General features: G+C 56.5%; 26 protein-coding genes and 6 pseudogenes. 10 read left to right on the top strand and 22 right to left on the bottom strand.

Annotated features, from left to right (window positions below):
• Window positions 1-5 precede the first annotated feature (5 nt).
• Window positions 6-695 (top strand): annotated as a pseudogene (locus JCM13583_RS11115) (metal-dependent hydrolase).
• 3 nt (window positions 696-698) lie between these two features.
• On the opposite strand, the pseudogene JCM13583_RS11110 reads toward JCM13583_RS11115, so the two are convergent.
• Window positions 699-2011 (bottom strand): annotated as a pseudogene (locus JCM13583_RS11110) (ORC1-type DNA replication protein).
• 49 nt (window positions 2012-2060) lie between these two features.
• Window positions 2061-3305: pseudogene (locus JCM13583_RS11100) on the bottom strand (bifunctional folylpolyglutamate synthase/dihydrofolate synthase).
• A gap of 147 nt (window positions 3306-3452) precedes the next feature.
• On the opposite strand from JCM13583_RS11100, the gene JCM13583_RS14285 reads away from it, so the two are divergent.
• The 5 genes from JCM13583_RS14285 to JCM13583_RS14280 are packed head-to-tail and all read left to right on the top strand — an operon-like array spanning window position 3453 to window position 5286.
• Entirely contained in the window at window positions 3453-3611 is a 159-nt protein-coding gene (locus JCM13583_RS14285; protein WP_171823624.1) for a hypothetical protein, read from the top strand.
• Window positions 3608-4180 (top strand): alanyl-tRNA editing protein, encoded by a 573-nt coding sequence (locus JCM13583_RS11095; RefSeq protein ID WP_162509856.1) that lies wholly within the window; start codon window positions 3608-3610, stop codon window positions 4178-4180. The genes JCM13583_RS14285 and JCM13583_RS11095 overlap by 4 nt, the downstream gene beginning before the upstream one ends.
• Before the next feature lie 32 nt (window positions 4181-4212).
• The gene (locus tag JCM13583_RS11090) at window positions 4213-4899 is read left to right on the top strand and encodes a hypothetical protein (protein ID WP_075057725.1); all 687 of its coding nucleotides are present in this window, start codon (window positions 4213-4215) and stop codon (window positions 4897-4899) included.
• Window positions 4877-5134 (top strand): hypothetical protein, encoded by a 258-nt coding sequence (locus JCM13583_RS11085; RefSeq protein WP_075057724.1) that lies wholly within the window; start codon window positions 4877-4879, stop codon window positions 5132-5134. The genes JCM13583_RS11090 and JCM13583_RS11085 overlap by 23 nt, the downstream gene beginning before the upstream one ends.
• A complete protein-coding gene (locus JCM13583_RS14280; protein ID WP_171823623.1) occupies window positions 5131-5286 on the top strand; it encodes a hypothetical protein in 156 nt (51 codons plus the stop codon). Before JCM13583_RS11085 ends, JCM13583_RS14280 begins: the two co-directional genes overlap by 4 nt.
• A 33-nt stretch (window positions 5287-5319) precedes the next feature.
• On the opposite strand, the gene JCM13583_RS11080 is transcribed toward JCM13583_RS14280, so the two are convergent.
• Window positions 5320-5580, bottom strand: a complete 261-nt coding sequence (locus JCM13583_RS11080) for a hypothetical protein (RefSeq protein WP_075057723.1) — start codon at window positions 5578-5580, stop codon at window positions 5320-5322.
• Window positions 5577-6125 (bottom strand): hypothetical protein, encoded by a 549-nt coding sequence (locus tag JCM13583_RS11075; protein ID WP_075057722.1) that lies wholly within the window; start codon window positions 6123-6125, stop codon window positions 5577-5579. The genes JCM13583_RS11080 and JCM13583_RS11075 overlap by 4 nt, the downstream gene beginning before the upstream one ends.
• 337 nt (window positions 6126-6462) lie before the next feature.
• On the opposite strand from JCM13583_RS11075, the gene JCM13583_RS11070 reads away from it, so the two are divergent.
• Window positions 6463-6996: a 50S ribosomal protein L16 gene (locus JCM13583_RS11070; RefSeq protein ID WP_075057729.1), complete on the top strand. Its 534-nt coding sequence runs from the start codon at window positions 6463-6465 to the stop codon at window positions 6994-6996.
• A gap of 25 nt (window positions 6997-7021) precedes the next feature.
• Here the strand turns inward: JCM13583_RS11070 and speB are convergent.
• The 17 genes and pseudogenes from speB to JCM13583_RS10980 all read right to left on the bottom strand — a co-directional run.
• Window positions 7022-7920, bottom strand: a pseudogene (gene speB, locus JCM13583_RS11065) (agmatinase); the annotation flags it as partial.
• Window positions 7878-8267, bottom strand: a complete 390-nt coding sequence (locus JCM13583_RS11055; protein ID WP_075057720.1) for a translation initiation factor IF-5A — start codon at window positions 8265-8267, stop codon at window positions 7878-7880. The pseudogene speB and the gene JCM13583_RS11055, both read right to left, overlap by 43 nt.
• 69 nt (window positions 8268-8336) lie before the next feature.
• A pseudogene (locus JCM13583_RS11050) lies at window positions 8337-9630 on the bottom strand (amidohydrolase family protein).
• Between the two features lie 20 nt (window positions 9631-9650).
• The gene (locus tag JCM13583_RS11045) at window positions 9651-9920 is read right to left on the bottom strand and encodes a hypothetical protein (RefSeq protein ID WP_171823622.1); all 270 of its coding nucleotides are present in this window, start codon (window positions 9918-9920) and stop codon (window positions 9651-9653) included.
• Complete coding sequence (locus JCM13583_RS11040; RefSeq protein ID WP_075057718.1) at window positions 9917-10483, bottom strand: hypothetical protein; 567 nt, start codon at window positions 10481-10483, stop codon at window positions 9917-9919. The genes JCM13583_RS11045 and JCM13583_RS11040 overlap by 4 nt, the downstream gene beginning before the upstream one ends.
• Window positions 10480-11337 carry a DUF58 domain-containing protein gene (locus JCM13583_RS11035; RefSeq protein ID WP_162509854.1) on the bottom strand — a complete coding sequence of 286 codons (858 nt, stop codon included), beginning with the start codon at window positions 11335-11337 and terminating at the stop codon, window positions 10480-10482. Before JCM13583_RS11035 ends, JCM13583_RS11040 begins: the two co-directional genes overlap by 4 nt.
• A 448-nt stretch (window positions 11338-11785) precedes the next feature.
• Window positions 11786-12765: pseudogene (locus tag JCM13583_RS11025) on the bottom strand (MoxR family ATPase).
• Window positions 12766-12845: 80 nt separating this feature from the next.
• Entirely contained in the window at window positions 12846-13265 is a 420-nt protein-coding gene (locus JCM13583_RS11020) for a hypothetical protein (protein WP_075057715.1), read from the bottom strand.
• Window positions 13262-13639, bottom strand: coding sequence for a hypothetical protein (locus JCM13583_RS11015; RefSeq protein ID WP_162509853.1), 378 nt, complete (start codon window positions 13637-13639; stop codon window positions 13262-13264). Before JCM13583_RS11015 ends, JCM13583_RS11020 begins: the two co-directional genes overlap by 4 nt.
• A 226-nt stretch (window positions 13640-13865) precedes the next feature.
• Window positions 13866-14249, bottom strand: a complete 384-nt coding sequence (locus JCM13583_RS11010; RefSeq protein WP_075057713.1) for a hypothetical protein — start codon at window positions 14247-14249, stop codon at window positions 13866-13868.
• A complete protein-coding gene (locus JCM13583_RS11005; protein WP_075057712.1) occupies window positions 14237-14617 on the bottom strand; it encodes a hypothetical protein in 381 nt (126 codons plus the stop codon). Before JCM13583_RS11005 ends, JCM13583_RS11010 begins: the two co-directional genes overlap by 13 nt.
• The gene (locus tag JCM13583_RS11000) at window positions 14577-15998 is read right to left on the bottom strand and encodes a hypothetical protein (RefSeq protein WP_075057711.1); all 1422 of its coding nucleotides are present in this window, start codon (window positions 15996-15998) and stop codon (window positions 14577-14579) included. Before JCM13583_RS11000 ends, JCM13583_RS11005 begins: the two co-directional genes overlap by 41 nt.
• Window positions 15977-16132, bottom strand: coding sequence for a hypothetical protein (locus JCM13583_RS14275; RefSeq protein ID WP_171823621.1), 156 nt, complete (start codon window positions 16130-16132; stop codon window positions 15977-15979). Before JCM13583_RS14275 ends, JCM13583_RS11000 begins: the two co-directional genes overlap by 22 nt.
• 39 nt (window positions 16133-16171) lie before the next feature.
• Window positions 16172-16447, bottom strand: coding sequence for a hypothetical protein (locus JCM13583_RS10995; RefSeq protein ID WP_075057710.1), 276 nt, complete (start codon window positions 16445-16447; stop codon window positions 16172-16174).
• 243 nt (window positions 16448-16690) lie between these two features.
• Entirely contained in the window at window positions 16691-17098 is a 408-nt protein-coding gene (locus tag JCM13583_RS10990) for a hypothetical protein (protein ID WP_075057709.1), read from the bottom strand.
• Window positions 17099-17217: 119 nt separating this feature from the next.
• Window positions 17218-17949, bottom strand: a complete 732-nt coding sequence (locus JCM13583_RS10985) for a DUF5591 domain-containing protein (RefSeq protein ID WP_162509851.1) — start codon at window positions 17947-17949, stop codon at window positions 17218-17220.
• Window positions 17846-18295: a hypothetical protein gene (locus JCM13583_RS10980; protein WP_075057707.1), complete on the bottom strand. Its 450-nt coding sequence runs from the start codon at window positions 18293-18295 to the stop codon at window positions 17846-17848. Before JCM13583_RS10980 ends, JCM13583_RS10985 begins: the two co-directional genes overlap by 104 nt.
• 120 nt (window positions 18296-18415) lie before the next feature.
• Between JCM13583_RS10980 and JCM13583_RS10975 the strand changes: the two genes are divergently transcribed.
• The 3 genes from JCM13583_RS10975 to JCM13583_RS10970 all read left to right on the top strand — a co-directional run bounded on the left by JCM13583_RS10975 (window position 18416) and on the right by JCM13583_RS10970 (window position 19400).
• Complete coding sequence (locus tag JCM13583_RS10975; RefSeq protein ID WP_162509850.1) at window positions 18416-18835, top strand: exosome complex RNA-binding protein Csl4; 420 nt, start codon at window positions 18416-18418, stop codon at window positions 18833-18835.
• Between the two features lie 175 nt (window positions 18836-19010).
• Window positions 19011-19172 (top strand): hypothetical protein, encoded by a 162-nt coding sequence (locus JCM13583_RS14270; protein WP_171823620.1) that lies wholly within the window; start codon window positions 19011-19013, stop codon window positions 19170-19172.
• A 9-nt stretch (window positions 19173-19181) separates the two neighbouring features.
• On the top strand, window positions 19182-19400 hold the full coding sequence (locus tag JCM13583_RS10970) for an RNA-binding protein (protein ID WP_075057705.1): 219 nt from the start codon (window positions 19182-19184) through the stop codon (window positions 19398-19400).
• A gap of 11 nt (window positions 19401-19411) precedes the next feature.
• Here JCM13583_RS10970 and JCM13583_RS10965 read toward each other — a convergent pair whose 3' ends face one another.
• Window positions 19412-20191, bottom strand: coding sequence for an enoyl-CoA hydratase/isomerase family protein (locus tag JCM13583_RS10965; RefSeq protein ID WP_075057728.1), 780 nt, complete (start codon window positions 20189-20191; stop codon window positions 19412-19414).
• Between the last annotated feature and the right edge of the window lie 285 nt (window positions 20192-20476).

The following is a 20476-nucleotide window of genomic DNA, read 5'->3' as shown; positions in this document are numbered from 1 at the left end:
CTGACATGCACGGACACGCATGCTTTACCATAGATACTGGCAAGAAGGTAGTTGTGGACCCCCCCTTCATAGAGGGTAACCCCCCCGTGGCGAAGGTAAAGAAGGACGACATAAAGGCGGACGCGTGGTGATTTCACACGGACACTTTGACCACGTTGGGGACGCTGTGTACATAGCAAGGAAGAACAAAGCGCCCATAGTGACCATGGTGGAGCTGGCATGGATACTTGGCGAGGAGAACAAGGACGTCCAGGTGATAGGGATAAACCTGAGCGGATCCACGGAGGTGAACGGGATCAGGTTCACAGCAGTGCCCGCTTACCACTCAACAGGCTACAACGGGAAGTACGGCGGTGCCGCCTCTGGCTTCGTGATAGAACACAACGGCTTCACGCTCTACCACGCCGGAGACACCGGGGGGTTTTCAAGGACATGGAACTCATAGGCGAGCTATACAGGCCGCAGATATCCATGCTACCCATAGGGGGGGCTTCTACACCATGTCGCCCAGGGAGGCCGCCTACGCAGTGAAGATGCTCAGAAGCAAGGTAACCATACCCATGCATTACAACACCTTCGATGCGATCAAGCAGGACCCGCAGAAGTTCAAGGTGGAGGCCGAGAAGAACGGCACAAGGGTCGTGATAATGGGTGTTGAGGAGACGAGGGAGTTCAGCAGGGCAGAATTGACGTGAGAATCAGTTTTTATCGGGCTCGGCGCCGAAGAGGTCGTCCAGGCTCGATATCTTCCTATTTTCTTCCACCAGGTTCTCGAACTTTGACTGCTTCGGTATCTTTGACCCCCCCTTGAAATGGGCCAGGTTCTCGTCCTCAAGGAGGTGGTTCTTTATGACAGTGTGGTCGCCCACAACCCTGATGAGCCTCGTCCGGCCGTACCTGCCCATGCTCTTCGTCATCGCGCTGAGGAGACCGAAGTCCTCCAGCTCCGAAATGAGGTCGCTCACCCTCCTCGATGTGAGCGCAGGGTACCCTATCTCCTCGCATATGTTCCTGTAGTTCTCGTATATCTGGCCGGTCGTCATCATGGCAGTGTCCTGTTCCTGTGTCACCACAGCACTCAGCATGACGATCTTGCTCTGTAACGGCAGCGTGTATATGGCCTCCTTTATGACGTCCATCTCGAGCTTGTCCCTGGCCTTGTAGACCTCCTTCTCAGTTACCTTCTGCTTGCCCTCCCTGACCGCTATGTCTATGGCTATCCTCATGAGGTCCAGGGCCTTCCTGGCGTCACCGTGCTCCTGTGCCCCCCCAATGGCCGCGCACAGGTTTATTGCGCTGTCCTCAACGCTACCCGGCCTCACCACTCCCTTAATCCTGAACGATATTATGTCTATGAGTTCCGTGGCGTTGTATGGAGGGAAAAATATGCTCTCCTGGTTCAGCCTGCTGCGCACCCTGGAATCGAGGAACTCCAGGAAGCCCGTGTCGTTCGTTATGCCTATCAGCGACAGCTTCGATTCACCTGATTCGTCTATGAGCTTCAGGAGGACGTACAGGGAATCGCCACCGTTCTTTGTCACTATCTTATCGATCTCGTCAAGCACAAGAACGAAGAACCTCCTTGCCCTGTTCAGCCTCGCCATGGTCTCCTGAAAGATCCTGTCCAGGGGGGGCCAGCCCAGCTGGGGGGGCACGGAGCCCGATGTGCTGTCCTGTATTGAGTTGGCCAGTGCGACCAGGATGGAATAGGGCGAATCGTATATCTGGCAGTTGAAGTAGAGCGTCTCCACCCTGTCCCCCCTGCGGCCTCCTTCAGCATCCTTGTCACATGGTTTGCAGCTGATGTCTTGCCTGTGCCAGTCTTGCCGTATAATATTATGTTTGAGGGCCTGGTGTTCCTCATTATGCTGCTCAGCACCTTCACTATCGCATCAATCTGGCCTTCCCTATGCGGGAAGCTCTCCGGGACAAAGGAGCTGGACAGTGAGCCGAGGTCGCCCAGGACTATGGAGTTCTCGGCAGAGTATTTAAGGAATGGATTGGGAGACATAAGTAATTGTTGAAATCGTCAGTTCAGTACAAAATACTTTTTTTCCGTCTCATTCCAGCAGCTTCACCTTTTTCCTGGTGAATGGTCTGACGTCCACGCCCTCCCAGGCCATCACGTGCCCAACCAGGTATATGGAGCCCGTCACAAGCACTGGGGGGGTGCCCAGGGAAAGTGCATAATCGTATGCCTCCCGGGCGTCCCTTATGACCCTCACTTCCCTGTAAATCCGCCTTGCCAGGGAAGCTATGTGCTCTGGGTCCTCCGCCCTGTTCTCCTCGTAGGGAGTAGTCACTATTATCCTGTCTGACAGGGAGCGGAGCGATGATATGTATGAGAAGTGGTCCTTGTCCTTCAGCATGCCCACAACCAGCACTGGCCTGGTATCGGGCGATACCTGCCTGAAAGCCTGCACCAGGGCGTTGGCCGCAGGAGGGTTGTGTGCGCAGTCGACAACCACCGGGGGGGGCTCGTCCCTTACCCTCTGCAGCCTCGCTGGCCACAAGGTCTCCCTGATGCCCTGCTCTATCTGGCGCCTGTCGAACTGCCCTGACGCTTCCGCTGCCAGTATCGCTGTGCCTATGTTGGTTACCTGGAATGTGCCGACAAGCGGGGGGGACTCAACATCGTAGGTCTCGCCCTCAGTCTCGGCCCTGAAGCTTGTGCCCTGCAGGGAGAGGTGCACATCGCTCACCTTCACATCCCTCCACGTCAGGTAGAGCCTGGACTTCCTCACCTGCGATATGCGCCTGACAGTGTCGACGACCTCAGCCTTCCTGTCCCCCCCAGGACAACGGGCCTGCCAGGCTTTATTATCCCACCCTTCTCATAGGATATAGAGGTGAGTGAGCAGCCGAGCTTGTCCGCGTGCTCGTAACCAACACTCGTTATCACGCTCACCTCCGGTTCTATTATGTTTGTTGAGTCGAGCCTGCCGCCGAGGCCCACCTCAATGGACGCGAACCTGGCGCCAGCGTCGCTGAAGTACTTGAATGCCATCCCGGTGGTCGTCTCGAAGAAGGTAGGGTTCCGCTTCTCCCTCGCCAGTTCCTCAATCACTGGCCTGTACTTCCCTATGAAGGAAACTATGTATTCATCAGGTATGAAGCGGTCGTTGAAGAGTATCCTCTCGTTGAACTCGATCAGGTGCGGGGGAGGTGTAGAGGCCTGAAGGAAACCTCTGCATCATTATGTTGTAGAGGAGCGCGGATACGGATCCCTTGCCGTTGCTCCCGGTTATGTGGATCGTCCTGTATGCCCTGTGAGGGTTGCCCAGCATGTCGTCGAATGCCCGCATCACCTCAAGGTCAAGTTTCACGCCTTCCCTTGTTAGGCCGTACAGAAACTCCAGGTTTTCGTCCCTCAAGCGCCTGGCCGATGCCCTTGGCTATGATTAATTTTTCTACCCTATCTATTTTTACCTCCTTTGCCTTTACGTTACAGTATGCAGGAGACAAAACTACTGTACCTGGACGATGCTTACTCAACCAAGTGTGAGGGAAAGGTCATATTCAACGAGTTCACTGACCTCGTCGTTGACCAGACGGTCTTCTTCCCCCCACCGGCCACGGGCAGCCCAATGACAGGGGGGGCAAGGTTGTGATCGACGGAAAGGAGTACGGTATAGTGGATGCATGGTTCGATGGGACAAATGTGCACCTGATGTCCCATGACACGTTCCCAGACAACATTAAGGGAAAGCCCGTTTACCAGGAGATTGACTGGGATGTGAGGTACGGCCACATGAAGTTCAGGACCGCGCTGAGGATCGTGAGCGCCATAGCATTCAGGGACCTGAGGGCCACGACGAGGATCAACCAGACCTACGACACCGAGGCCTGGATAGACATTGAGAGCGACGCCCTTGACGACAGCTTCGTGAAGGCACTTGAGGCAGAGTGCAACGAGATCATATCAAAGGGGGGGCTCAAAACAGAGTACGTATGGAAGAGCAGGGAGGAGTTCATAGCAGATCAGGAGCTGATGTCACAGGTGAGGAACAGGCCGCCAGAGGGAGAAAAGATCAGGCTTGTGAGGATCGGTGACCTACCGGAACAGGTTGAATACGGGACAGTGGTGAGGTCAACCGACGAGCTTAAGAGCATCAGGTTCAAGACCTCCCTGGTGAAGGGGGGGAAGCTTAACAAGAGACTGACACTATATGTGGAGTAGGAGGGAGCGATCTGGCTGAGGGCGTACCGCTGATGGAGAGGGTCTCGGAGGCCTTCGGGCTCCTGGCCTTCTTCATAGCGCTCCTCTTCTTCCTGGCCGAGGCACCCGCTGCCGTATATTCGTGGCAGTACATAGCGAGCACAGACCCGTCACTGTACATAATAATACCATTCCCCACAGACCCCTTCACTGTCTCGCTTGTGGTGGCACTTTGCGTTGCGCTCCTGCTCCTGTTCCTCCTGTCAAACTTCATGCCTGGAAGGATGAAGGTGAGGTCTTTTGACGGCCCGGCACAGAGCAGCTTCTATTCTGTCTTTGCGGCCTTCGTCCTCCTGCAGCTGGTTGTGAGCGTCATCATAAGGTTCGATGACCCCCCCTCCCTGGGGTATTCACCAATAGACGGCTTCATAACCCCCCCGGCGCAGGTATTCTATGACGCTTCCACCACACTGGTGGAGACCCTGCTCCTGCAGGCGGTCCCGGTAACAGTGATCATGGTTGTCTATGCCCTTGCGAGGAGGGAGAAGGTCTCAGAGGCCCTCCTAAACCCAAGGCTGAGCTTCTGGGGGCGCCATCGCCCTCTCCTCCATAGCAGCACTGGTACCGGCATACTTTTCGTACCCGGGGGTGTACTCGGCACTCCTGGGGGGGTTCATAACGTTCCTGATACTCGACTACATATACCTGAGGTACGGGATGATCAGGTCCTTCGCCGTTAACTTCACAATAACAGCCATAAACACCTTTGACATCTTCATCGAGAGGTCGCCTGTTTTCGCATTCCTCTCCAGCTTCTTCATTCTCCTCTGGGCCTTCATCGGGCTCTTCGCCCTCTTTTCACTTGCCAGCCGTGGCCACGCCAGGGCGCAGGTGAAGGAAGAGAAGGCCAGTGAGGCCAGGATGGCTGAGAGGCCCAGGGCAGCACAGGCAACCCTGTGGAGATGGCCTGGGTGAGGAGCTCTTGCCCGCAGTGCGGAAGCTTCGAATACCATGTGGACCAGGAAATGAACCTGGTCTGCGTGTCATGCGGTAACGTGGTGGACGGCAGTGAGATGGTGGTCCCGAACGTTGACCAGTTCTTCATAGAGAGGCAGCGCCGCCCCTGAGTCACGAGAGTGCGAATAACAGCACCACGTAAATTAATGGAGAGAGCAGCGAAAGGACCACGGGGGGGAGTATTCCAGCGAACTGGAGCATGGAGCCCATGCCGAATGCTCCCGTGACGAAGCTATCCCGAAGAAGGTCTCGTAGTAGAATACACCGAGCCTCGGTGTTGTCCTCTCCGAGATGTATGCCAGTATCTTTGACATGGCAAACGAGGCACCGAAGCCGGTAATTATAAGAGCAAGCAAGATGGCAAATACGTCCCTGGTGGCAAAGAGGACAGATACAGAGCTCACGAGGGCCGAGGATAATGCGGCGTAGGCCCTCTCGCTGCTCCCCCCCTGACGAAGACCAGGGCGACGTAGCCGGTAGCAGAGGAGATGCCGTAGATGCCTACCAGGAGCCCTATCGTGCCGTATGAGAAGTGCGATAGCCTGAGGTAGGGCACGAAGACATAGTACAGGAAGCCAGAGGCCAGGCCTGCGAAGGCCAGTGGCACTATGTACCTGGCCTTTGGGTTCGATTTCGAGCGCCCTGGAGGTACATGTGCGGGCCTGGGCAGTGTCAGGAATGACACGAGGAATGCGGCTGTGCCCGCCAGGTACATGTACCTGAAGCCCGTGTACTGTATGATGTAGCCGGCCACCAGCGGCACGGCAGCGTTGGGCACACCCCAGGCTGCCGAGTACTTCTCTGCAGACCCTGAGGCCTCCATGCTACCGAGGGAGACCTCGATAGATACCCACCAGAAAGCCTGCGCAACGCTTGAAACGACCACGAGAGGTATGAAGTTTGCCCTGTCCAGGAACTGGAAAACTATCGAAAGGGTGAAGAGTATCAAGGGTGGAGCTTATGCCTGTGGCGATCATGCGGTCAGTGGACCTGAGGTAAATGGTGGCTGCTATTACGAAGGGCAGCGAGCCTATCAGCCCCCCCACGAGGCCTGTGAACGAATAGTTGAACCCGAACCTGACGGCCTGAAGTGGGAAGGTAAAGCTGAGTGCGAACCAGCCTATCCCGAAGAAAAGGCTTGAGAGGACAAGCCTGACAGAGCTGCCCGTGGGTGCCAAGCGTGACAGGTTACCACCGCTGCAGCCAGCAGATAGATAGGGCATATTATAATGCACTGCCTCCGTTCAATTTTTATAGTCTCTGGTATTCCCCCCCAGATGATACCGATGGTAACAAAGCCAGCGAGAATGTACACAAAGATCACCGGGCCCGCCTACACGAGGAAGGAGTTCATGGGCGGCGTGCCTTACCCGAAGATAACAACTTTCATACAGGGAAACCAGAAGAAGGACTTCGATATCGAGATGGTACTGATCGCAAAGGAATCATGCCAGATCAGGCACACGGCCCTGGAGGCGGCAAGGATCAGCGTCAACAGGAGGATGCTCGAGGCCGCGGGCAACGACAACTACTACCTGCAGATCAAGCCTTACCCGCACCACGTGCTGAGGGAGCACAAGATGGCCACCGGGGGGGCCGGTGCTGACCGTATATCGAGCGGAATGAGAGCGGCCTTTGGCAGGCCCGTGGGCACGGCAGCCAGGGTCCACGCGAACCAGGTCATCATGGTGGCTAGGACAAACGCGGCACAGGCAAAGGCCCTGAAGGAGGCACTCCACAAGGCATCCATAAAACTGCCAACGCCGTGCAGGATCGAGATAACAAAGGGAAGGGATCTCGCGGGCAGGCTGGGCCTCTAAAATCATGGTTTTTGCTGGCCTTCCTTTCCCTCTGCCCTATGAACTCCTGGATGAACTTTGCAGCAAGGACCGAAGTGTTGCCGTTGTCGTAGACCGGCGTTATCTCGACTATGTCGAACGCCACCGTTATACCTGCGAACGCGCCTATTAGCTCCCTGACATCGCGGTCAGTGAGGCCGAACGGTTCAGGCGTTCCTACGCCAGGTGCGTATGCGGGATCGATGCCGTCCATGTCTATGGAGAAGTAGACCCTCCTGAAGCCCATGGACCTTATTTCCCCCCCTATGACGTCCCTTATGCCCCCCCTCTCCCTGACCTCGTCAGCCGTGATGAACCTGACGTCCTTCCACTCTTCGCTCTCGAACTCCTCCCTTGAGACGGACCTGGTGCCAACTGACACTATCCTCCCAGGCCCGAGGAGCTCCAGGGCCCTCCTGGTAACGCACGCGTGGTTGAACCTGGAACCCATATAGCTGTCCCTGAAGTCGGAGTGTGCGTCCACTATTATCATGCCGCAGTCCCTGAAGTTGCGCAGTGCACCCACAGTAATGGAGTGCTCCCCCCCACCCAGGAGGATCGGCACCTTGCCGTCCGCAGATACATAGCGGACAGCGGTCTCCACAGAATCGATCACTTCCTCGACGTCCTCGCTCTCGAACAGGTTTCCCGCATCGTATATCATGCGTCAGGTATGTTCACGCCGTAGTGGAACTCGAAGGACTCCAGGTTCCAGTACGCGTTCCTTATGGCGTCAGGAGCGAACCTGGAGCCCCCCCTCCTGTAACTGGATGTGTTGTCGAATGGGACGCCCAGCACAACGTACCTGGCTGATGCATAGTCCGACTGGGCATCCGGGAGTTTCCTGAGCGAGAAGAGGCCGGCTAGCTCTGAAGCATGATCTTCCTTTTGCCCATTGCTTCCCAATAGGGCACCTCCATGCCAGGCTTGATCTTGTCGGCATCCTCCGGCTCTATGGGCAGAACGAACGTCTCAAAGGTCTCTGTGTCCATGAGCTGTGCCTCGTTGTTTGCCACAGAGAGCACCTGTGCCGTCTTCTTCTCTATTATCGGCACCTTTACCTTGTGTTTCACCGGGTAAACGACGCTCCTCTTCTGGTTGTCAAAGACGCCTATGGCAACGATCCTTCCCTTGGCCTCCCCGTGCTTCCCTGGCTTGGACATCGTGATCTCCACTATCCTGCATGGAGCGTCATCAATTAACATGTACTTTCCGACCTTGAGTTCCCTTACCTCAGCTTCCTGCCAGCTCATAACTTTTCCTGCACCCTATTGATATAGTGTTAAAATACTTTCCACACTGGCGCCTCAGGATACAGATACTCACACAAAGGGGGGGCCACTGAAGACTTCCTCGTCGACCCTGAGGAGCCTGCCACCGGACTTCAGCAGCTGCCCGCCCACCATAACAGTGTCCACGTTGCCGGGGGGGTTGGCGGAGTAGACGATGTTGCTCACTGCATTCTCCGTCACGGTGGGGGGGAAGAGGTTCGGGTCTCTGCCCCTCAGTACCACTATGTCGGCCTTCTTCCCAACTGAAATGCTCCCCCACTTCACTGAGGCCCAGGGACTCCGCGGCCACCACAGTGGCCATGTCCAGTATCTGCTGTGCCGTAAGGAGAGAGGGGGGGTCCCACCTCTCGTTCTTCACCGCAAGAGAGGAGTGCTTCATTGCAGCGAACATGTCAAGTGAGTTGTTGCTGCCGTTACTGTCTGTGCCTATGGTGACCCTTGCGCCGTTCTGCAGCATCTCGGGCACAGGGGGGGGCACTCCACCGACGCCGAGCTTGAAGTTGCTCACGGAGTTCCAGGAGACAGTGACGCCCGCACTGGCCAGCATCTTCACCTCCCTGAGCGTGGCCCATACACAGTGCGCCGCCAGTGTGCGGTTGCTCAGAAATCCTATCCTGTGCAGGTGCTCTATTGGCCTCTCCCCCCCGTTTGTCTTCTTCACGAAGTCGTAGACCTCCTTCCTGGTCTCCGCCAGGTGAGTGTGCACAACCGTGCCGAACCTCTCCGCAAGTTCCCTGGACTTCATATAGACCTCGTCGGACGCGACATATATGCCCTGCACACCCACCGAGGCCTTCACCCTATCCCCCCCGTGCACTGCGGAGAGGAAGCGCTCGGCATTCTTCACCGGGTCACCCCTCTGCGTCGTCTTGTCCGGGTCAAGGGTCACCCAGGAGAGGACTGCCCTGATACCTGACTTCTCCACAGCCCTCTCTATCACATCCTCGGAATAGTAAAGGTCCACAAAGGTGGTCGTTCCTGAAGACAGCATCTCGTAGATGCCAAGCATGGCCGAGTTGTAGAGGCCCCCCCGCTCCGTCCTCTCAGCGTCCAGCCTGAATGTCCTCTCAAGGAATGTGTCAAGTGGTATGTCGTCAAGCATGCCACGCAGGTGTGCCATGGCCACATGTGTGTGCGTGTTTATGAGGCCGGGCATGGCAATGGCCCCCCCGTCCACCCTGACCTCCATGTCCACGCTGTCCCTAACCCTACCCCCCCCAACCTGCGCTATCCTGTCGCCCTCCACAAGTATGTCTCCCCCCCTGAGGACTTCCCTGTCCCGGTTCTGTGTGACTATGATGGCGTCTCTGATGGCTATGGACATACCTGGTGCAACGTTTTGCACTAATTGAACTCTGCCTTTCTCCTGGAGGTCACGGTGAGGAGGACAAAAATGATAAGGACTGCCGTGCCAAGTGCCATGAACTGGTAGCCGTACCTCTCCATGTAATCGTAAGCCAGGAACGTGATGACTGCTACCGCAGAGCCGTAGAGGAAGGCCTTGCCTGTCATCAGGGCGGACCTCTCGCTCCTGTCTGAGTGCGAGTAGAAGAGGAACGCCAGCGCACCTATTGAGACTATGAATGCGGGGGGGAGGAGGTACCCCCCCGTCACCGGCAGGTGCACGTTGGCAAGCGGGAGAAGCTGCTGTCCCCCCCCTGCACTATGAGCGAATATATAGAGAGGGCCTCCTCCACAGACGCTGTTGCGTAAGCGTAGAGGTAGCTGGAGCCCATCGAGGCCATCAGTGCAACGGCCACGCTCTGTTCCAGCAGGTCTCCAACGGCCAGCGTGAACAGCGTTACCGTCCTGGCCAGGCGGACTGAAAGGACGCCCTCAACAACGAATACCCAGGAGGCGCCCAGGGAGATGCTCACCAGATCCTGTGTGTCCAGGGGGGGTATCACAAGGCTGGAAAACGGTTTCACGCTGTAAGGGCTCACCTCCATGACCACTGTGTTGAGTACCAGGAGCGAGAGTGCAAGCGCGTAGGCCAGGTAAACCCGGCCCCTGTACCTGCTGCCTGAAATGTACGAGAGGAATGGAAGTGCCATGATGGAAGCGGTCATTATTTCCTGGGATGAGGAAAAGGCATAGCGCCACACGTAAACGATCATCACATAGGCGGGCATGAAGACCAGGAAGTTCACAAGGCGCACTCTGTCCATATCCATCACCCCGGCACGGATATCTTCCCGTACCTGTACTCCGATGACATCGCCAGGAGAAGGTGGTTCATGTCCACCACCCTGGCCCTGACCCCATTGCCGGCCAGGAACTGCCTGATGGCCTCGAGATCCTTCCTGTGCTTCATAAGCACGCCGAGCGCAAGCCTCCTCTCTGGCCCTGAACCCGGGATCTCAACGGACGCAGATGGGTCGATGATGAACACGAAGACCCTCTTCCCGCTCCTGTGCTTTATCCTCTGCTTGAAGTTAAGCGATTCAGCGTGTGCCAGCGGGCTAATGAGGAAGAGGAGTGCGTCCTTCTTCACCATGTCCTGCGCCTCCTCTATTGCCTGTTCTAAATTAAAGGAGCCTGCCGGCCTGATCCCGGACACTAGCCTTTCCAGCTCCTCAATGGGCTCCCTGGAGCGCCTCGGCTCTATTAGCACCTTCCTGCCCCCATGGAACAGCAGGAAGCCGACACCATCCCTGTTCCTGACAATGGAGTAAGCACAGTTTATCACCGAGGACACCATCCTGTCAAATACCTTCCTGTCCCTTGCACCTATGTTGGCAGCATCCGAATAGTCAAGGACAAAGACAACGTCCAGCTGCCTCTCTTCCTCCATCTGCTTTATGTATATGTCTTCACCGTTAACCATCCCGAACCTCGACCACGCCACGTACCTGTAGTCGTCCGTCTCCTGGTACTCCCTTATCCCGTAAAAGTCGTAGCCCTGGCCAACCTTCCTTGAGTAGTGGACCCCCCCATGGTGAAGACTATGTTGCTCATCAGCTCGCTCCTCTGCGAGTGGACGTCTGCAATGGAGGGGGGGCCACCTTGACCTCCTGCGTGTTCCGGATATCCCTCACGTCCAGGCACAGGCCGAAGGCGTCCTGGGTCTGGACAACGGTTGGGCCAATGGAGTAGAGGCCTATGGCCATCGGCCTCAGCCTGTAAGTGAACTCCACATGCTCCGGGAGGGATCGTGTAGGAACCGCTGCTGTCACCCTCAACATAAAACACGTCCGGCAGAGACTCCGAGAAGGAGAAGCGCAGGTGCCTGGTGGTAGGGTTTGTGAAAGAGAGCGTCACGCTGCAGCTCCTGTTCTTCCTGAGCCTGCCCGACACGGTCCTGGTGACGTTGAGCCTCCAGAGGTCCCTGGAGTAGGACACGTTGTATATGAGGACCTCCGATGATACGACGAAGAAGAGCACCGCGGCAACTATTATGTAGTACCCGTACCCGAGGAAGAGGGATTCGAGGAGCTCGAAGGCTAGCGCTGACAGAAGGACCAGGCCTGACTTCCTGATCATACTGGCGATTCTACTCCCGATATTATGCTTTCAATAGTCCTCATTACAGGCGCATAAGGGTCGCTATCGCTGTCCACCAGGACCTCTGGCTTCAGCACTATCCTGTGGTTGAGCATCTCCTTCGCCATGAACCTGACGTCTTCGGGTATAACGTATTCCCTGCCGCTGAGCATGGCGTTTGCCTTGGCAGCCATCAGGTACTTTGCAGTGGTCCTGGGTGATGCACCCACAAAGACCATTTCATGGCTCCTCGTCGCCCTAATTATGTCCACTATGTAGTTCATGATCTCCTCTGAGGCATAAACTCCCTTCACCATGGACCTTATTGCCAGTATCTTCTGTGCGTCCAGGCCTGCCTCGTCCTCCTCCTGCAGGGTCAGACTCCTCAGTATCTGGACCTCCTCCTCCCTTGACGGGTAGGTAAGGATATACCGGAAGAGGAAACGGTCAAGGAGCGCCTCCGCAAGCGGGAAAGTGCCCTCCTGCTCTATGGGGTTCTGTGTCGCTATCACGAAGAACGGTTCCGGCACAGGGTGTATCTGGCCACCAACGGACACATGCTTCTCCTCCATAGCCTCCAGCAGGGCAGACTGCACCTTAGGGGGGGTGTCCTGTTGATCTCGTCTGCAAGGAGCACGTTTGCAAACACGGGTCCCTTCCTGAACTCCATCTGCCTGGCCTCAAGGTTGAAGACCAGCGAGCCCGTTATGTCCGACGGGAGCATGTCGGGGGGGGTGAACTGGATCCTCTTGAAGTCCATGCACAGCCTGCGCGCGAACTCGCTGGCCAGCATGGTCTTCGCAAGGCCAGGCACACCCTCGAGGAGGATGTGGTTGCCGCTTAGCAGTGCTATGAACATGAACCTTGCCACCCTGCGTGAACCTATGACCTTCTTCGATATGCCCTCTATCGTTTCATGCACAGTGTCCCTCAGTCTCTCAGGTCTTATCTCCTCACTCTCAACCGACACGTTCATCACCAGCCCCCCCGTGCCCCCCCACCTCTATAACTGTGAACCTCCTGCCCATGATGGCCCTGTACGTATCCATCATCCTCTCAAACTCCCTGGCCATCCCCCCCCTCCTTGCCCCCCCTCTCCCGCCTCCTCCTGAAGGGAGAAGACGACATGGCCTTGAACCTGCTGTAGTTCCTGGCACACTCCTGGAACTGGGCCACCAGTGACCTCACGGCCTCTATGTCTCCGGACATCCTCCTGATAAAGAACTCGTAGTTGCCAGAAACCGCTTGCTTCAGGTTCACTGTAAGGTAGTCCCCCGGCACGGCGAATACCTCCTCCCTCTGGCCGGTGCCCGGGGGGGAGGCATCTGGCCTGGTAACCGCACCCCCCCTGAGCCTGAGGGCAACAACAACAATGGTGACCAGGGCTACAGGTAAAAGGAAGCGGAGTGAAATGTACGGATCAACGCGCATGTTGTTCAGGAACGTAGCCCATGCAGAGGCCAGGATACTGCTCATCCGCCACCCCCCCTCCCCCCCGTCCCGGTGTCCGGGAAGTACAGTTTCATGATATCGAGGTAGTTGTAGAAGTCCATGAGCCTCTCGACCAGCTGCTCCCCGCTGATCTGCTCCCCGCTGGAGAACCTGGATGTTTCGTAGAAGTCCAGGTATATGGAGACGAGTTTCCTCACGGCGTTGTACCTGGGCCTTGACTTCTCGTCCACCCTGTCCTGCGATTCGGCTATGGCAGTGGTGAGTGCCTTCGAGTCTACAAGTGCCTCCTCCGGCACATCCACCCCGATATCCCTGAGGAGGCGAATGAAGAAGTGCCTGTTGCCCTCGCCCCCTCTGCATTGATACACCGAAGTACCTGCAGAAATCGTCCCTGGCATACTTGTATGCCTTCACGGAGGCCTCTTTTAGCTCCCCCCCGTCGCCCGTCAATTTCCTGGTCTCCACAACCGGAGGGATGTCGCCGACAGTTTTGACCTCGACAACCCTCTCCACGCTGCGCTCCTTCTCTTCCCTATTCCTCCTGAAGAACGGAGCCATTAGCTCACCACCTGAAGGCTGTACGAAACGTTCACCTGGAATACTCCGGCTTCCATCTCCGGGTATTCAGGGTATGTGCTCACCACCCTCATCGTGTCGCCCCCCGCTCACCCTTGCAGCGTTATAGAGGCTGTAGAGTGTCATGTCGTACGGCTGCACCGTCCTGACCTTTGCGAAGCCCACGCTGGAATTCCCCCCCACGTATATACTTGTCACGCTATCAGATGGGAACCATATTGACGTTATATAACGGACCTGCGTTTGGTTCAGTGCGAAATTGAACACGGATTCATAGTAAGTCCCGTTCAGGCTGAAGGTCCTGTTCATGCCCAGTTCGAGGGTGCTGTTAACTAGGGTGAAGTGCAGGCCCAGGATACTCGCCGAGGGAGTGAGGTCGAAGTAGTGGCCAAAAACCTCAGTAGAGTTGCTGTAAATGCTCACGTACTCCACGCCTGCCTGTGTCTCCTCATAGGCGGTGCCGTTGCCCCCCCAGCAAAGGATTCTGAGTGCAGACCATAGTACATATGCCACGAGTACATGGAGGAGTAGTTCACAACGATCAGGTAAGGTGAGACACCGATCTTTCCCTCAGTGCTGCCTGAAAGCGAGATATTCAGGTATCCTGTTGTGAAGTTGATGTTGCTGTATTCGAAGGAGTAGTTCCCAGACGGGAGGGTGAAATCGAAGAGGGTGCTGTTGCCATCCATGGAAGCACCCGACCAGGTGATGTGTAGGTAGCTGTAGTAGGTCTCGTTCAGGTAATCGACCGGGATCCCGTCACCACTGTACTTCACAGGGTAGTTGTTGTACACGTCCACATACAGTGTGTGCAGGGTCCTCGGGTACATAGGTACCTGCACTACGCCGGAAGGCGAGCTTATGCTGAACCCCCCCGCCGATACGTAATCCAGAAAGTGCGTAGGCCCTGAAGGTGCCAGAGTAGTAGAAGTGTATCGGGAACTCACCCGAGGAGTTTGTGTTGCCGTTCAGCTGGTATATCTCCCCCCCGGAAGTGCCCAGGAAAAGGATGAAGGGCGTGTTAGCAAGCGCCTGCCCGCTGGAAGCGTTGTATAGGCGGATGTATACCGTCGAGTTCCCCCCCGGGGAGGAGGCCGGAGACTGGCTGGATGCATTGTCACTGACCTGGACCGGGTATATGCCCGGCACGCCTGTATAGCTCCCGTTCCAGATGAACGACGACGCTGCTATGGAGGATGCAGGCTCCAGGTAGACCGTGTACGAGTGGCCCGTTGTCACGTTCACGTAATCTGCCTGGTAGCCCGGTGACCACACCCTGACGGTGTACTGGCCCGGAACAGCGTAGAACCTGAAGGACGGGGGGGAGGTATAATTCACAGGGACAGACTTGAAGGGGGGGCTGTAAGGCTCGTACGAGAACGATGCGTTTACCGGCGACACTGGGAGCCTGTCCACCCCGTTGTAGACCTTCACGGTGAAACTCTGGACGAACTGGTTGTAGGGAGTCAGGGAGAGGTTCAGCTCAAGGTTTCCCCTCATATCCACATTGACAAACTCCTGGGCGTATGAGCGGTTCACCACAGCAATGGTGTAGTTGCCCATCTCAGATATCCCTATGGCATAGAAGCCGGTGCTGTTCGTCTCCACATCCTCGAAGTATGTCTTTCCCGCTATTTCGGCCACGAAGGAGAGGTTCGTGTAGCCCACGGGCATGGAGTTGTTGGTGTCCTTTATGTACCCATAGAGCGTGGCGTTTATGAAGTCCCCCCCGGCAGAGACATCCGACTGGTGGCCCGAGAGGTATGAGGAGACGTTTCCCGCCTGGGAGGCGTTGGAGCCGGAGAAGGCTGCCCAGCCGCTTCCAGACCCGGTGGCGCTTCCGTAGAACGGGTTCCCCCCCGGGTACAGGGTTATGTTCACATCCGTCATGTTGGATGTGACGAATAGCGGAGGTGCAGCTCCCTCACCATAACCTGGCTTATAGGCCACTATTGAATTTTCCCCCCCGTATGAAGCCCCCCCAACGCTGTAATAGCCATTCACAGAACTGTAAGAGGATGAGCCGGTAACTGTATCGAGGACGGTTGCACCCTGTAATGGTGTCCCGTTCTGGCTCAGCACGAAACCGGTCACGTTGAACACCGGGGCCCTGTCAGCTGACATCCTGATCGTGACCCTCATGGCCGAGCTTGAAACGTTCAGGTACTCCGGGCTGGGCACCGTTGAGAACCCCCCCTCTTGAGCACTATGATCGTGTAGTTCCCCCCCACCGGTACGCCCACTGAAAAAGCCCCCCCCGCTGGATTGCTCTGCGTGTTCACCTGCTGGTACTGGTTCACGAAGTCTATGGTCACATTGCACATACTGGCCCTGGGAGTTCACCGTGGTCCCGGTTATAGGGTACCTGGCTCCGGCTCCATGGACATGTTGAGCCACACCGTGCTGTCCATAACAGAGGATACGATCTCGTACCTAGGCTGGAAGAACGGCACCTTGAAGGCTATCTTGCCGGAGCCGATGACTGTCATCACGATCCTGTAGAAACCGTGGGAATTGACGGGCGAAGACCCGAGGTAGGGGGGGAAGATAGCGGCGTAGACCACAGTGTCGGTGATCGGCGCACCGTCGGACGAGTTGGTGATGTACCCCCTGGATGTAAACAGTGCCATTGCTGGCAACGTTGAACGATGTGGAATCCTGGCCCAGGCCCCCCCCGGCATCAAGCGTCTGGTTTTCAAAGTACCGCCTGAGCTGCGGTGGCTGGCCGTTTATCAGGGGGAGGTTTGTCCTTTCGGGATACTCTATGTGCGCCAGAATGACCGCACCTGCAGCTAGGACCAGGCCAACAGCAAACATTGCCATGGCTTTCTTGGTGAACGTGGCGAAGCTAACAGGCATCTATATAAATTTTTTTATTGCGCTCCCTCCTCTCGATCAGTTGCGCACCTTGACAGCGATCCCCCCCCTTCTTCAGCTGCACCATGGCCTGGTACGGCATCTTGGCTATGCCCACTCCCCCCCCTGACCTCACCCTCATGGTGTATGACGACCTCGTCCTCCTGCCTGATGTCCTCGGTTGCAGACCTTACACCGACGGCGTACACGTTGGCGGTGGGCTTGAAATCATCTATGCCGACCAGGAATTTTGAGTTCTCCACGAAGATGCTGGCCGCATTCCTGTGTACCGTGAATTTGCCCATATCCTTGTTGTAGACCAGGTAGGGCTTCCCGTTCACCACGAGCATGTCCTGGTTGAACTGCCTCACGACCCTTGCTTCCCTGAGGTATGGCAGGATCCAGTCGCCGAACTGGTACCGCATGATGGACTGGTACTTTTCCCTGGTCTCCCTCTCAATGCTCTCTCCCTTGCCTGGAAGCAGGGAAAGGAGCCTCTCCCTCAGCGCCCTGAGGTTCCTCTCGTCCCTGATGTCCCCCCCTATTATGATCTCTGAGCCCCCCCTGGCACGTAGTCTGAGAGGAAGGCCAGGTCCTCATCCACGAACACCACAACCGCCCTGTACTGGTTGCGTGAGAGGAAGTCCACCAGGGTGTCCCTTATCATCATCTTCTCGTCCTCATACCAGTGGCCGATGACCGGGATGTCATAGAACCTCGGAGGGTATGTTTCCTCCAGCTCTATGGGCACCACACCGACCGGAGAAGTTATGACGACCCTGTGCAGACCGCGGTCTATATCACCTATGAACTCCTCTATCCTACGGTGGGTGGACGACGAAGAGTACGGCTTCCTAGCAGAGCATGGTATGAGGAGCGCCACGTCCCATCCCTGTGGCCTCACGTAAGAGGACCTGATGTATTCCCTGTAGCGAACTAGGTCAGGCCTGTAGAGTGCTTCCAGTGAGTTGGACAGGATGTATTTAGTCCTCCTGGGAAAGACCTGCTCGAATTCACCGTAGGCTGCGTCAGAGCGCCTGAGGAGTTCTAGTCCCCCCCTTGAGGATGCTGCCACCTTCTCCACGGCCTCCCTCAGTGTGCCCCTTATTATTGCACCCCTGAGCAGGCCAACTGTCTCCTTAAGGTACTTTGAGTTCCACTCCGACACATCCTCACCCACCTCGAGCCTGCCCAGCTGCGTGTACCTCACTCCATTCATGCCCTCCAGCCTTGCGTTGAAGTCGTCGAATATCGATATGCCGAGGTATGTGAGCACCGGGGGGGCGGTGTAGGGGGTCTACCGGGCCCTGCAGGTACACGAGCTTGGAAAAGCCGTATTTCGACCTTATTTCCCTGAGGACCCTCATGAGCCTGCCGGGCCTCTGGAGGCCCTCGTAACCAGAGTATAGGAGGACTATGTCGCCTGAGACCTGGTAGCCTGCAGACAGCGTGGATGCGAGCGGTGCGTTGAAGCTTACCCTGAACCTCTCCCCCCCTAAGACTTCGATGGTATCGCCGGTGACCTTCACATCTCTCTCTGTATCGAGGACCACAGGGTACTGTGTGTGCCCGTCTATGCTGCCTGCCCTGGCGTACCCGAAGAATGCGTCGTCCTGGAACATCAGCCCACGCTGGTGCAACGCGAGGCTGGATACTTACTTTGCCATTTGCCCGTGCAGGCCGACTCAAAATTTAATAAATTTGAATTGAGATCACCTGCAGGTATCGGAGAAAGAGTGCTGATGGAGAGCGTTAAGAGTGATGCTGAGGGCACCGTTGTTCTGCCCGGCGATGTGATATGCACTGCGGAGGAGTACCTGCCGGGTGAGAACACTGTGGAGAACAACGGGTTGATCACTGCCCTTGTGAGCGGTACGGTGCACAGGGACGAGAAGTCACTGACAGTCAGCGTGATACCGAAGAAGGTGAACGTAAAGATCAGGAACGGTGACGTAGTCTACGGACAGATAGTCAAGGTGGAGCAGAGGTTCGCGGATGTCAGGATAGTGGGTGTCTACAGGAACGACCTTGGCCTCGTGCCTGTATCGGCGGAGGGGGTCATCAGGATACTCCAGCCACATGGAAGGCAGCCGGACACCACGGGCGCACCCTTCCTCATAGGCGACCTGGTCAGGGGGGAAGGTGATAAGGAGCAACCATGAAATCGAAATATCAATATACGGGAAGAGATATGGAGTGATAAGGTCTCTTTGCAGCAGGTGCAGGAATCCCCCTGGTAATGAAGAATTCAGTGCTCTACTGTGAGAACTGTGAGAGGGTGGAGATGAGGAAAGTGGCGGACGACTATGGAAACGTCCTTAAGTTTGGTGATGTGTGATGAAGGGAAACACCTCTCAGAGGGAGAAGGAGATGGAGAGGCTGTCCAACGAGCTCTCCAGCATGAGGAAGGAGCTGGATGATGTGAAGGAGGTCCTGAGGGGACTCATACAGGTGATCATGAGCCGTGAGGAAAATTTAGATGATGATGAGTATAACTGAGGGATCGCAATGATAATGCCGATGAAGATGCTTGAGGAGAGCCTCAACAGGCAGGTTTCACTGCTCCTGAAGGACAACAGGGTGCTTGAGGGCACGCTGACTGGTTATGACGAGCACATGAACATGGTGCTCGAGGACGTGGAGGAGAGCGGTGAGAACGTCACGAGGAAGCTAGGCACCGTTGTCATCAGGGGGGGAAGCAACGTGGTAAGGATCGTGCCAAAGTAGTGACTGTGGATTCAGGTCCCACTGAACACAGCCTTCCTTTTTTCCCTGAAAGCAGTCACGCCCTCCAGGAAGTCATGGGTTTCAGCCAGGTCTGCCTGTTGCTGGGCCTCGTACGTCAGGAATTCCTCGAAGTCCCAGAAGAGCGATCTGTTGACTAGCCTCTTCGCCTTTACATATGCAAGGAAGGGCCCCCCCTCAGATACCTTCCTGGCCGCCTCCCTGGCAGCAGCCACAGGGTCGTTCACTACCCTGAGCAGGCCTGCTTCCTGCGCCTCTGCTGCGGAGAACTCCCCGCCGATTATCAGCTGGCCTGCGAACCTCCTGCCTGAGGCCCTGGACAGTATGTAGCTCAGGCCTGTATCTGGTGCCAGGCCTATGTCCTGGAAGGCGGTCACAAACCTTGCCGAGGGAGAGGCGAATACCATGTCGCACAGTAGAGCTATGCTTATGCCTGCCCCAGCTGCAACACCGTTGACTGCGCTTATGAATATCCTGTCGCTGTCCCTTATCAGTTTCGCTATCACGTGGAATGAATCCCTGAGGTCTTTCACGATGATGTCCCTTGTTGGCTTTCCCGTGTTCTCCCTTATGTCTGCACCGCTGGAGAATGCGTTTCCCGACCCTGTCAGTATCACGGCCCTGATCCCATCCCCCCCTGGTGCCCTCTGGCCAAGAGCATCAATGAGTTCCTGCCTCATCCTTGAGCCGAGGGCGTTGAGCCTGTCCGGCCTGTTCAGGCGGATGGTCATGGCCCGGCCTTCGACTTCGACCTGAATATCCCTGTACTCCATGGATGGCCCCCCCATGGATCGGGGGGCGGCTTAAACATGTCCAGTGGTCTAAGCCCCATGGACGGTGGAACGGCACGTGGAACAGGGAGAGGATGGACCCACATGAGCGGCATGCCTGTAACTGTTATGAACTGCGGGTGCATGCCCGGGGACCTGTAAATGGCAACCGTTCCAGGCCGTACCAACAGGCAATCTCACGGCCCGGGCAGGTTCCAGCACTGCATGAGAAACATTGTGAGGATAGGCCGGGTCCGGGAATTGAACCCGGGTCCAGGGATCCACAGT

The organism is Thermogymnomonas acidicola JCM 13583 (assembly GCF_001316105.1).
Classification (GTDB): domain Archaea; phylum Thermoplasmatota; class Thermoplasmata; order Thermoplasmatales; family Thermoplasmataceae; genus Thermogymnomonas; species Thermogymnomonas acidicola.
Note: the sequence above shows the minus strand (reverse complement) of the source record. Positions and strands in the feature narration are given on the sequence as shown.